An 11639-nucleotide genomic window follows, 5' to 3' on the forward strand; every position below is an offset into this window, starting at 1 on the left:
TGTTCCGACGAAGACCCGCCCCAGAGGCAGTCCGGCCTAGAGCGGGATGTTGTCGTGCTTCTTCCAGGGGTTCGTCAGGGTCTTGCCCTTGAGATTCTTGAGCGCGTTGACGATGCGCTTGCGAGTGGAGTGCGGCATGATCACGTCGTCGATATAGCCCCGCGAGGCCGCGACGAACGGATTGGCGAAGCGCGCCTTGTACTCCGCCTCCCGCTTGGCGATGGCCTCGGGGTCGCCAATCTCGGAGCGGAAGATGATCTCCACCGCCCCCTTCGAGCCCATCACCGCGATCTCGGCCGTGGGCCAGGCATAGTTGATGTCGCCGCGGATGTGCTTGGAACTCATTACGTCATAGGCGCCGCCATACGCCTTGCGAGTGATGATGGTGATCTTGGGCACGGTGGCCTCGGCGAAGGCGAACAGCAGCTTGGCGCCGTGGCGGATCAGCCCCCCCTGCTCCTGCTTCGTCCCCGGCATGAAGCCCGGCACGTCCACAAAGGTGATGATCGGGATCTCGAAGGCGTCGCAGAACCGGACGAACCGAGCGCCCTTGCGCGAGCTGTCGATGTCCAGCACCCCGGCTAAGGTCTGGGGCTGGTTGGCGACGATGCCCACCGGCTGGCCGTCCATACGGCCAAAGCCGACGACGATGTTCTTCGCGAAGTCCGGGCTGATCTCGAAGAAATCGGCCTCGTCCACGACCTTCAGGATCAGCTCCTTCATGTCGTAGGGCTTGTTGGGGTTGGCCGGCACCAGGGTGTCCAGCGACGCCTCGATGCGGGCGGGTTCGTCGTAGCTCTCGCGGACCGGCGGCTTTTCGCGGTTGTTGAGCGGCAGGAAGTCGATCAGGCGGCGGACCTGGGTCAGCGCTTCCAAATCGTTCTCGAACGCCCCGTCGGCCACGCCCGACTTCAGCGCATGCACGCGGTAGCCGCCCAGGTCCTCGTGGCTCACGTCTTCGTGGGTGACCGTCTTCACCACGTCGGGCCCGGTCACGTACATGTAGCTCGTGTCCTTCACCATGAAGATGAAGTCCGTGATCGCGGGCGAATAGACGTCGCCGCCGGCGCAGGGGCCCATGATCACGCTGATCTGGGGAATGACGCCCGAGGCCAGGGTGTTCTCAAGGAAGATGTCGGCATAGCCGCCGAGGGCCGCGACGCCCTCCTGGATGCGCGCGCCGCCGGCGTCGAACAGGCCGATGACCGGCGCGCCCACCTTCATCGCCTGGCGCTGGACCTTAAGGATCTTCTCGGCGTGGGCGCTGGAGAGCGAGCCGCCGAACACCGTGAAGTCCTTGGAGAAGACGAACACCACCCGGCCGTTGATCCGGCCCCACCCGGTGACCACGCCATCGCCCGGGATGCGCTGGTCGGCCATGCCGAACTCGGTGACGCGGTGCTCGACGAACATGTCGAACTCCTCGAACGAGCCCTCGTCCAACAGAAGATCGATCCGCTCGCGGGCCGTCAGCTTGCCCTTGGCGTGCTGGCTGGCGATCCGCTTCTCACCGCCGCCCAGGCGGGCCTCGCCGCGACGCTTCTCGAGTTCTTCCAGGATCTGCTTCACGCGTGGGCGCCCCGTGTCGACGAAAGGCGAAGGCGTAGAGGCGCTTCGGCCGGGAAGCAAGCTGCCGCCGGGGGAGGCCTCGCACCGCGGAAACCGCTGCTGTATGAGCAGACCCATGTTCTTCCAGCGGGACCCATCCAGCCCGGAGCAGGATCGCCGCGCCGCGTCGGTGGCCGTGGTCCCGTTCGCGCCCCTCGCGCTCGAGCCCGAGACCGCGCGGACCGCGACCGGATTCCTGGAGGACGTGATCGCCGAACTGGCCCGCTCGCCCGATATCGAGGTGCTGGCCGCGCGCACCTCCCTGTCGCTATCGCCCGATCAGCTCGACCCGCGCTCGCTCATGGAGGCCTATGGGGTCACCCATGTGCTGGACTGTGCCGTGCGGCCCGGGCCGACGGGCGTGCAGGTGAAGGTGAACCTGGTCGAGGCGGCGGCGGGCCGCGTCGTGTGGGCCGAGCGCTACGAAGCGCCGCTCCGACGGGCCGGGGAGGTTCTGGAGGACATCGCGGTGCAGGTGGCCAACCACCTCACGGCCCGGGTGCGCCTGACCCGCCTCGCCCAGGCGCGCCTGCGCCCCCTGACCAGCCTGCGGGCGCAGGACTGCTGGCTGCGGGGACTGGAATGCCTGCGCAGGTCGACGCCGGAAAGCGACGAGGAGGCGCGAAGGCTCTTCGAGCGCGCGCTCTCGATCGACCCCACCTACGCCCGCGCCTACGCCGGCCTGTCGCTCAGCCATTTCAAGCGCTGGAACTGGCGGCACGCGACCCCGCGCGAGGAGGAGGACGACCGCGCGTGCCTGCACTACGCGGCCCGGGCCGAGGGGCTCGACGAGATGGATCCGGTCGTCCAGGTGGTGTGCGGCCGGCTATACGTCTATGCGCGCGACTTCCCGCAAGGCCGCCGGCATCTGGACCGCGCGCTGGAGCTGAGCCCCAACCACGCCGACTGCCTGATGCAGATCGCGCCGCTCTGGGCCTATCTGGGCGAGCCGGAACAGGCGCTGGAGATGGCGGCCAAGGCGTTCCGCCTAAACCCGCTTCACGAGCCCTGGTACTATTTCGTCTCCTTCATCCCGCACTTCGTGGCCCGCGACCTCGCCACCGGCCTGGCGATCTTCGAGCGCTCGCCGCCGGACCAGATCTTCGAGCAGTCCGCCCTGATGGCCGCCAGCTACGCCCATCTGGGCCGACTGGACGAAGCGCGGGCCCAGATCCCAAAGTTCCTGGAGGCGTTCCGCCGCGACATCACCGGCGGGCGGGAGCCGCGCCCCGGCGAAGCGCTGCAGCACATCTTCGATTCCAACCCCTTCGCCCGGGACGAGGACGCCATGTTCCTGCGGGAGGGCCTGCGCCTCGCGGGGCTGGCCGACATCGCAGGCGGCCCGCTGGTCGTCGACGCCCAGCCGCCAGCCGACAGCGGCCGCTTCGCCCGCCAGGGCGGTCTGTGGGAGCTGGAGTTCGCCGGCCGCCGGGCCCTGCTCCCGGACATGAAGGGCTTCTCGGACCTGGCGCTGCTGCTGGCCTCGCCGCGCGAGCGGATCCACTGCATGGAGCTGGCGGGCCGGCTGGTTGAGGGCGATAGCGGCACGGCCATGGACGCCAAGGCCCGCGCCGCCTGCCAGCGCCGGATCCAGGACCTCCAGGCCGACCTCGCTGAGGCCGAGCGCGACAATGACTTCGCCCGCACCGAACGCCTGTCGGCGGAACTTGACGGGGTGATCGAACAGCTCTCGGCCGCCGTGGGCCTGGGCGGGCGCGGGCGGCGGCTGGGCGACCCGGCCGAGAAGGCCCGGACCGCCGTCACCTGGCGCATCCGCAGCGCCATCCGCAAGATCGGCGAAGCGCACCCCGCCCTGGGGCGTCATCTGGAAGCGTCGATCCGCACCGGGGCGTTCTGCGCCTACCAGCCTGAGAACGCGGTGCGCTGGGCGGTCGGCTGACGCCGGCTCAGGCCGCGAGCATCAGCTCGTCGCGGGCCGCCGCCGCCAGTTCGAGCGAACGGATGCGCCTGTCCTGGTCGAAGATCTGGGCCGTCAGGATGATCTCGTCCGGCGCATGCCGCGCCACGAACGTCTGCAGGCCGGCCCGCACGGTGTCGGGACCGCCCACCACCGCCATGGACAACGGCGAGCCCGGACCGACCGTGGCGGCCAGCGACCCGTCGGTGTCCTCCCGCGGCGGCGGCAGAGGCCCCGGCTCGCCGCGGTGGAGGTTGATGAAGGCCTGCTGCAGCGACGAGAACAGGAACTGCGCCTCCGCGTCGCTCTCGGCCGCCACCACGTTCAGTCCGAGCATGAGGTGGGGGCGCGCCCGGTACTCCGAGGGCTTGAACCGCTCGCGATAGATCTGCGCGGCCTGGTCCATCATCTGCGGCGCGAAGTGCGAGGCGAAGGCGAACGGCAAGCCGAGGGCGGCGGCCAGCTGCGCGCCGAACAGGCTGGAGCCGAGCACCCACACGGGCACCTTCGAGCCTGAACCCGGCACGGCGCGGATCGCCTGCCCCGGCTCCGGGTCGCCAAGCAGGGCCAGCAGCTCGACCACGTCCTGCGGGAACTGGTCGACCCCGCTAGCGAGGTTGCGCCGCAGGGCGCGGGCGGTGAGCTGGTCGGTGCCGGGCGCCCGTCCCACCCCCAGGTCGATCCGGCCGGGATACAGCGCATCCAGCGTGCCGAACTGCTCGGCGATGATCAGCGGGGCGTGGTTGGGCAGCATCACACCACCGGCTCCCAGTCGGATGGTGGAGGTGCCATCGCCTACGTAAGCCAGGGCCACCGCCGTCGCGGCGCTGGCGATGCCGGTCATGTTGTGGTGCTCGGCCAACCAGTAGCGCTGGTAGCCGAACCGTTCGGCCGCCTGGGCCAGGGCGCGGCTGGCGCGCAGGGATTGGCCGGGGCTGCCGCCCTGGACGATGGGCGAGAGGTCGAGGACGGAGAGCGGAACCATGCCGCCTATGTAGGGGTCAGATCGACGCGATCCCAGCCCGCCTCACGCTCGGCCTCACAATGTGAGGCGCCGGCTCACGCTCTTGAAAGGCAACTCAAGAGAAAAGGAGCCGCCCGTGTTCGGGTTCTACGACTACTGGCTGTTCGGGCTGTTCGCCGCCTTCGCAGCCTTCGACATCCTGGCGCCGGCCAGGGCATTCCCCACCATCCGCGGCTGGCGCCTGAAGGGGCTGGCCTCCGCGATCCTCTACTGGTTCGTCTCCACTCGCGCCCCCTTCCTGTGGGACGGCTTCCTGGGCGAGCACCGGCTGGTCGACGCGACGGCCCTGCCCCTCTGGGTCGGCGCGCCCATGGCGTTCCTCCTGTACGAGCTGGGCGTCTACGCCTGGCACCGCACCATGCATGGGTCGGACACCCTGTGGCGCGTCTTCCACCAGACCCATCACAGCCCCGAGCGGGTCGATATCTGGGGCTCGCTCTACTTCCACCCCCTCGACATGCTGGGCTTCGCCTTCGTGGGCAGCTTCATGCTGGTGTTCGCCTTCGGCTTCTCGCCCGAGGCGGTGCTGATCGCCTTCCTGGCCGGGACGTTCTGCGCCCTCTTCCAGCACGCCAACCTGAAGACCCCGCACTGGCTCGGGTGGTTCATCGCCCGGCCCGAGATGCACAGCCTGCATCACGAGCGCGGCGTGCACCGCTGGAACTACGGCGACATTCCGATCTGGGACATGGTGTTCGGCACCTATCGGAACCCGAAGACCTGGAATGGCCAGGCCGGATTCTACGACGGTGCGTCTGACCGCACCCTCGACCTGCTGATCGGCCGCGACGTGGCCGGCGGCGAACGCGGTCTCTCGCCGCAGGCCGCGCGGTGATGCTGCCGCCGGCCGATCTCCACCCGCCGCTCGAGCCGCGCGACGTCCTCTTCCAACCTCAAGCTTCAAAGGCCGCCTTCATGCGCACCCGCCTGTCTCTTCCCACCGGCGTCGAACTCGACGTCCTCCAGTCCGGCGACCCCACCGGGGTCCCGCTCGTCCTGCTGCACGGCTTGAGCGACTCCCTGCTCTCGATGCGGCCGATGATGGAGCACCTGCCCAAGGGCATGCGCGTCATCGCCATCACCCAGCGTGGTCACGGCGACAGCTCCAAGCCCGCCGGCCCCTACACCACCGACGCCTTCGTCGGCGACGCCGTGGCGGCCATGGACAGGTTGGGCGTCCGGCGGGCCGTGGTGTTCGGCCATTCGATGGGCAGCATCGTCGCCCAGCGCCTGGCGATGGGACACCCCGAGCGGGTGGCCGGTCTGGTGCTCGAAGGGGCCTTTCCCGGCCTCAAGGGCAACCCGGCGGTGGAAGCGTTCTACGACGAGGCCATCAAGGACCTGTGCGACCCCATCGACCCGGCGTTCGCCCGGGCCTTCCAGGAGAGCAACATCGCCCGGCCTCTGGCGCCCGAGCTGCTGGACCTTGTTACGGCCGAGTCCTGCAAGCTGCCCGCCCACGCCTGGAGGGCCATTTTCGAGGACCTGATGGCCGACGACCTTGGCCCGGATCTGCCGCGGATCCAGGCCCCGACCCTGCTCCTGTGGGGCGACCAGGACGGGTTCGTGACCCGCGCCGATCAGGACCGGCTGCTGGCCGGCATCCGCGGCTCCGCCCTGACCGTCTTCGAGGGCACGGGCCACGACCCGCATTGGGAAGAGCCCGCCCGCGCGGCCGAGCTGGTCGCCGTCTTCATCCAACGCCACATCGCGCCCGCCGTGGCCTGAGGGACATCACTCATGACCACCAAGAAGACCCACTTGCCCCAGCTGGGCGACAGCCTGTTCCTGACCGACGGCGGCCTGGAGACGACACTCATCTTCCAAGAGGGCGTCGAACTGCCCCACTTCGCGGCCTTCATCCTGCTGAAGGACGACGCCGGCCGCGCCACCCTGCGCCGCTACTACGAGCGCTACCTCGAGATCGCCGCGGCCCAGGGGCTGGGCTTCGTCCTGGAGGCGCCGACCTGGCGGGCCAGTCCCGACTGGGCGCCGCGGCTCGGCCTGGCGCCCGGCGAACTGGAGCTGTTCAACCGCAACGCCATCCGGCTCCTCCTGGACCTTCGCGAGACCTGGCGCAGCCGCGTCCCGCGCGTGGTGGTGTCGGGCTGCATCGGGCCGCGAGGCGACGGCTACGATCCCGGGGAGACCATGACCGCCGACGAGGCCTGCGCCTATCACGCGGGGCAAGCGGCTGCCTTCGCGGCGGCGGGCGCGGACATGATCGGGGCGATCACCATGACCAATATCCCCGAGGCCATCGGGGTGGTCAGGGCCGCGGACGCCGTCGGCCTGCCGGTCGCGATCTCGTTCACGGTGGAAACCGACGGACGCCTTCCCACCGGCCAGACTCTGGCCGAGGCGATCCTGACCGTGGACGCGGTGACGGGCGATGCGCCCGCCTACTACATGCTCAACTGCGCCCATCCGACCCACTTCGCCGGCGCCCTGGAAACCGGCGAGTCCTGGGTCCGCCGGATCGCCGGCCTGCGGGCCAACGCTAGCAAGCGCAGTCACCAGGAGCTGAACGACGCGCCGGATCTCGACGATGGCGACCCCGCCGAGCTCGGCCGCGAGCATGCGGCCCTGCTTCGTCGCCACGGGCACATCCGCGTCCTGGGCGGCTGCTGCGGCACGGACCAGCGCCACGTGGAGGCCATGAGCCGCGCCTGCGTCGCCGTCCCGGCCTGACAGGGGCGACCTGACAGCCCGAGGGTTTAAATCCCCCCGGCCTTCGGGCGATCTCGGGGCCGCACGCGAGCGGCCCCGAGGTCAACCCGCGCCCCCTGACACCTCTAGGCGCCGAGGTTGCGGAACCAGCGGTCCAGCATCGCCGCCTCGCCGCGCAGGCGGGCCGTGCGCTCGGCGGCCTCTGCGTCGACGCCCCACTTCTCTTCCTGGAACGCGTCGTCGAGGCGGGAGACATCGAAAGCCGCCTCGCCGCTCATCCAGCCGCGCAGCAGGCCGACCGCCAGCAGCGCCGATCCGAATAGCGCCACGCCGAACGCCAGCCCGGCCAGCTGGAAGTCGTCCAGCGACAGGGCGATCTCGCGCACCTTCGTCAGCGTCTCCCCTGGCTGGGCCTTGTGGACGATGCCCGTGCAGCGTTCGAAGCGGAGCCCCTCTTCCGCCTCCGCCCGCGCCAGGATCGGCAGCCAGGCCTCCTCCTGCCGCGCCAGCAGGGCCGCCGGATCGTCGGCGAAGTAGCAGAGCAGATCGGCGCCCGCGTACTGCGCCACCTGGTCGGCCACGCCGTCGCGGCTGCCCCCGATGGTCTCGATGGCGGTGTTGGCGAGCCGCGTGGCGTGCATGGTCGCCATCTCGACCACATCCGTCTGCGCCGCCCATTCCGCCGCCACCTGGTCGGCCACGGCCGGCGTTGGCAGCACCATCAACGAAGCCTTGGGCGTGCGCAGGTTGCGGCCGTCGAGCTGGACCTGCCAGCCGTCGCCGGCCTCGATCACGGTCACCGCCTTGTAGAACCGGCGCGGCTTCTCGGCCGGTTCGTGGAATCCCTTGCGCAGGTCCAAGCTTCTCTCTCCCGACGGAACGCGTCGATGCGGCCGTGGAATGGGGACGAAACGCGCCGGCCGCAAGGAGGAAGCGTGAGCCAGAGCACCGCGACCTTCCCGGAGAGCGCGGCCGTGCGGCCCATGTCCGGCCTCGCCTAGGCGGGGACCGCGTCGAAGGCTATCGTCATGCGGCGCTCGTCGGTCGTGAAGGGCACGGTGCCGTGCCACATGTAGGACGGGAACAGGACCAGCCGCCCGCGCCGGGGCCGGACGAAGTGCTCGGCGGGCAGCGCCGGCTGCGTGTGGAACGGCGGCTGGCCGAACCTTATCCACCCCTGCTTGTCGGGATGGTCGAGCGCGCTGTCCGGCGTCTCCACATAGAAAGCCGACGACAGCCAGCCCTCGGGGTGGAAGTGGTCCTTGTGGAAGCCGCCCGGCTTCAGCCGCACCGACCAGGCGCCTTCGATCCGGTAGCTGCCCGTGCTGCGCGACCGGACCGGGTCGGTCCCCTCGCCCATGCCGGCGATGTGCTGGCGGATCGGCTTGTCGATGGCCTTGAAGAACGCCTTGATCGCCGGGTCGTTGGACCCGGTCAGGCGATAGGTGGTCTGGCTTCCGTGCCGCAGCGACTGGGACGACGGGTGCTGGTTGTAGAGGTGGATCCGGTCCAGCGCCGCCGTGAGGTCGGCGAGATAGGCCTCCAGGCTCTCCCAGCCGTCCGGCGCCTCGATGTCGTAGACCCCGACCATGGCGTCATAGTCGTAGAGTTCCCGGTACAGGGGGTCGCCCACGGCCCGCGCCGCGGTCGCCGCCCAGCCCCAGAGCGACTGGTTGCCCGGCGCGAAGGCCAAGCCCTTGCGGGCCTTCTCCAACGCCAGGTCCGCCTTGCCTGTGGCAAGGTAGACGATGGCGAGCTGGTTCAGCACGCCCGGCGAGTCGGGGAGTCGCGCCTCCGCCGCCAGCGCCAGCCGCTCAGCCTCGTCCAGCCGGCCGCGCTCCAACGCCGCCTGGGCCGCGGCCATGGTCAGCGCAACATCGTCCGGTAGGCGCTCGGCGGCGACCGCCAGCAGCTCGGCCGCCTTGTCCAGCTCGCCCGCAGCCTCGTAAAGCTTCGCCTTGGTCAGCAGCAGCGGCGCGGGCGGACCGCCGGCATGGGCGCAGCGATCCAGCACGGCCTGCGCCTCGCCGATGTTCCCGCGCCGCATCCAGACCACATCAGCGTATTCGGCGGCCGTCTCCGCCCGACCCGGCGCGCGCTTCAGCGCCTCCTGATAGGCCTGCTCGGCGCCGTCCAGGTCGCCCGCCGCGGCCTTGGCGCGGGCCATGACGCCCCAGCTCAGCGCCCCATCGACGCCCAGGCGGAAGGCGCGGTTCATCGCCTCCACAGCCTCCGCCCCGTGTCCGAGATCGCCCAGGGTGGCGGCAATGTTGTGCCAAGCGACGCCGCTGGACGGGAAGCGCATGGTGGCGCGCTCGTCGAAGACCAGCGCCTCCTCGCGCCGGCCGACGGCCTTCAGGGCGGTGGCGTGCATGGCCAGCGCGCGATGGCTGGGTTCGGGATGGTCGGCCAGCGGCGTGGTGATCGCCAGGGCTTCCTCCAGCCGGCCCTCGTCCAGCAGGGCCTTGGCCCGGTCCAGGGGTTCGATGGTCAACGTCGCCTCTTGAAGGGTTCGGGGTCGGCCTCGTGCTCATCGAAGCCGAAGCGTTCGAAGCCGGCGCGCAGTTCGGGGCTGATCGGGGCTTCCAGCGCCAGGGTCCCGCGCGAGGGGTGCGGCAGGATCAGGCGGCGCGCGTGGAGCTGCAGCTTCAGCCCCTGGGACAGCTCGACGGAAGCTTCGTTGTTGTACTTGGGGTCGCCCAGGATGGGATGTCCCATGGCCAGCATGTGCGCGCGCAGCTGGTGGGTGCGGCCGGTGTGCGGCCACAGCGCCATCCAGGCGGCGCGGGGACCGGCGCGGGCGATGGTCACGAACTCGGTCTCGGCGGTCTCGGCCCGCTCGTCCTTGGGGTCGGCGGGTACCATCATCTCGCGGTCGCCAACGCCCTTCTTGGCCAGCGGCAGGTCGAGGACGCCCTCGCCCGGCTTCGGAAAGCCCGCCACGATGGCCCAGTAGATCTTCTGCGCCCGCCGCTTGGCGAAGGCGCCCGCCAGCTTCGCCGCCGCGGCCGGCGACTTGCCCAGCACCAGGACCCCGGAGGTGTCGCGGTCCAGCCTGTGGACCAGGCGGGGCCGCTCCAGCCCTTCGCCCCAGGCGGAGAGCAGCCGGTCGACGTGCTTGAGCGTCTTGGTGCCGCCCTGCACCGCCAGGCCCGAGGGCTTGTTCAGCGCCAGGACTTCCTCGTCCTCGTAGATCACGAGGCTCTTCGCATAGGCCGCGTCCCGGCTGTCCAGCTGGCCCTTCTCGCGCGCCGGCGGGGCGTCGGGCAGCGGCGGAACGCGGACCTGGCTGCCGGCCGACAGCCGCGTGTCCGGCTTGGCCCGGGCGCCGTCCACCCGGATCTGACCCGAACGGGTCAGCTTCTGGATCTGAATGTGGTTGAGGTGCGGCCAGCGGCGCTTGAACCAGCGGTCCAGGCGCACGCCCTCCTCGCCCTTGTCCACGTAAAGGGTGCGGACTTCTCTCACGCCAGCAGCCGCCGCATCAGGAGGAGGCCGGCGAAGAGCGCCAGGACTGAGAGGAGCACCGAACCCAGGCTGTAGAGCGCCGCCTGGCCGTAGGCGCGCCGCTCGATCATCAGGGCGACCTCCAGCGAATAGGCCGAGAAGGTGGTGAAGCCCCCCAGGACGCCGACGCCCAGGAGCAGACGCCACTTCTCCTGGTCCGCCCCGCCCCGCATCGCCAGCACCCCGGCCAGCAGACCCATCAGCAGGCCGCCCAGGATGTTGGCCGCGAAGGTGCCATAGGGCCAGCCGCCGCCGAGCGAGCGCATGGCCTGGACGCCGAGGAGATAGCGCGCCACTGCGCCCGTCGCGCCGCCAGCCGCCACCAGGAGGAGAGTCTGCATCCCGCGCCTTATGCGACGGCGCGGCGCCATTTGCCAACGTCGCCGACGGCGGGGCCTAGATGCGCTCGCCCAGCGTGCGGCGCAGCGCCTTGGCGTCGTAGACGTCGGCGCCCCGCGGACGCTCGCCGCGCCCCATGACCACCTCGATGGTGGTCGACAGCGACGGCCCGCCGCCGAGGTTGAAGGTGGTGCCGACGCCCAGGCTGACTCCGCTGCGATAGCCGTAGTCGCCGCCGCCCACGCCGACCCCCACGCGGGGCCCCCGGTCGGGACGGCCCTCGGTGAAGCGGTCGGCGACCCGGAACCAGTCGTACCCTTCGGAGATCGCCAAGTCTGCCGCCCGCACGAGGGCGTAGTCCATCACCTGCTGCGGCGGCGCGCCGGGTCCGCCGCGGAACGTCACGCGGTAGCGCCCGGGCTCGATCCGGTATTCGGAGTATCCCACGGACTGAGGCCCGGCAGCGGGCTGGTACAAGGTGGGCGCGGTGGCGCAGGCGGCCAGCGAGAGCGCAGCGGCAGCGACGACGACGAGGCGTTTCATGGTAAACGGTCCAAACTCGGAAAGGCGTGT

11 protein-coding genes are annotated in these 11639 nt (G+C 70.6%); 4 read left to right on the forward strand and 7 right to left on the reverse strand.

Annotated elements, in window-relative coordinates:
* Positions 1–36: 36 nt before the first annotated feature.
* Positions 37–1569 (reverse strand): acyl-CoA carboxylase subunit beta, encoded by a 1533-nt coding sequence (locus A2790_RS22960; RefSeq protein WP_293396981.1) that lies wholly within the window; start codon positions 1567–1569, stop codon positions 37–39.
* 103 nt (positions 1570–1672) lie between these two features.
* Between A2790_RS22960 and A2790_RS22965 the strand changes: the two genes are divergently transcribed.
* Positions 1673–3508: a hypothetical protein gene (locus tag A2790_RS22965; protein WP_293396984.1), complete on the forward strand. Its 1836-nt coding sequence runs from the start codon at positions 1673–1675 to the stop codon at positions 3506–3508.
* A 7-nt stretch (positions 3509–3515) separates the two neighbouring features.
* Here A2790_RS22965 and A2790_RS22970 read toward each other — a convergent pair whose 3' ends face one another.
* Positions 3516–4511: an LLM class flavin-dependent oxidoreductase gene (locus A2790_RS22970; RefSeq protein WP_293396987.1), complete on the reverse strand. Its 996-nt coding sequence runs from the start codon at positions 4509–4511 to the stop codon at positions 3516–3518.
* A 115-nt stretch (positions 4512–4626) separates the two neighbouring features.
* On the opposite strand from A2790_RS22970, the gene A2790_RS22975 reads away from it, so the two are divergent.
* From A2790_RS22975 to A2790_RS22985, 3 genes are all read left to right on the forward strand, one after another.
* Positions 4627–5385 (forward strand): sterol desaturase family protein, encoded by a 759-nt coding sequence (locus A2790_RS22975; protein WP_293396990.1) that lies wholly within the window; start codon positions 4627–4629, stop codon positions 5383–5385.
* Between the two features lie 80 nt (positions 5386–5465).
* A complete protein-coding gene (locus A2790_RS22980) occupies positions 5466–6278 on the forward strand; it encodes an alpha/beta hydrolase (protein ID WP_293396993.1) in 813 nt (270 codons plus the stop codon).
* 12 nt (positions 6279–6290) lie between these two features.
* Positions 6291–7241 carry a homocysteine S-methyltransferase family protein gene (locus tag A2790_RS22985; protein ID WP_293396996.1) on the forward strand — a complete coding sequence of 317 codons (951 nt, stop codon included), beginning with the start codon at positions 6291–6293 and terminating at the stop codon, positions 7239–7241.
* A gap of 104 nt (positions 7242–7345) precedes the next feature.
* On the opposite strand, the gene A2790_RS22990 is transcribed toward A2790_RS22985, so the two are convergent.
* The 5 genes from A2790_RS22990 to A2790_RS23010 all read right to left on the reverse strand — a co-directional run bounded on the left by A2790_RS22990 (position 7346) and on the right by A2790_RS23010 (position 11609).
* Positions 7346–8080 carry an ATP12 family protein gene (locus A2790_RS22990; RefSeq protein WP_293396999.1) on the reverse strand — a complete coding sequence of 245 codons (735 nt, stop codon included), beginning with the start codon at positions 8078–8080 and terminating at the stop codon, positions 7346–7348.
* Positions 8081–8217: 137 nt separating this feature from the next.
* Positions 8218–9714, reverse strand: a complete 1497-nt coding sequence (locus A2790_RS22995; protein ID WP_293397002.1) for a putative 2OG-Fe(II) oxygenase — start codon at positions 9712–9714, stop codon at positions 8218–8220.
* Entirely contained in the window at positions 9711–10688 is a 978-nt protein-coding gene (locus A2790_RS23000) for an RluA family pseudouridine synthase (RefSeq protein ID WP_293397004.1), read from the reverse strand. Before A2790_RS23000 ends, A2790_RS22995 begins: the two co-directional genes overlap by 4 nt.
* On the reverse strand, positions 10685–11068 hold the full coding sequence (gene crcB / locus A2790_RS23005; protein WP_293397007.1) for a fluoride efflux transporter CrcB: 384 nt from the start codon (positions 11066–11068) through the stop codon (positions 10685–10687). Before crcB ends, A2790_RS23000 begins: the two co-directional genes overlap by 4 nt.
* 55 nt (positions 11069–11123) lie before the next feature.
* The gene (locus A2790_RS23010) at positions 11124–11609 is read right to left on the reverse strand and encodes a hypothetical protein (protein WP_293397010.1); all 486 of its coding nucleotides are present in this window, start codon (positions 11607–11609) and stop codon (positions 11124–11126) included.
* Between the last annotated feature and the right edge of the window lie 30 nt (positions 11610–11639).

The sequence above is a fragment of the Phenylobacterium sp. RIFCSPHIGHO2_01_FULL_69_31 genome (assembly GCF_001824475.1).
GTDB lineage: Bacteria > Pseudomonadota > Alphaproteobacteria > Caulobacterales > Caulobacteraceae > Phenylobacterium.

Excerpts from the sequence above, each read along its gene's own strand:
- A2790_RS22980 (WP_293396993.1), top strand. The coding sequence starts at position 5,466 with ATGCGCACCCGCCTGTCTCTTCCCACCGGCGTCGAACTCGACGTCCTC.
- A2790_RS22965 (WP_293396984.1), top strand. The coding sequence starts at position 1,673 with ATGAGCAGACCCATGTTCTTCCAGCGGGACCCATCCAGCCCGGAGCAG.
- crcB (WP_293397007.1), bottom strand. The coding sequence starts at position 11,068 with ATGCAGACTCTCCTCCTGGTGGCGGCTGGCGGCGCGACGGGCGCAGTG.
- A2790_RS22985 (WP_293396996.1), top strand. The coding sequence starts at position 6,291 with ATGACCACCAAGAAGACCCACTTGCCCCAGCTGGGCGACAGCCTGTTC.
- A2790_RS22970 (WP_293396987.1), bottom strand. The coding sequence starts at position 4,511 with ATGGTTCCGCTCTCCGTCCTCGACCTCTCGCCCATCGTCCAGGGCGGC.
- A2790_RS23010 (WP_293397010.1), bottom strand. The coding sequence starts at position 11,609 with ATGAAACGCCTCGTCGTCGTCGCTGCCGCTGCGCTCTCGCTGGCCGCC.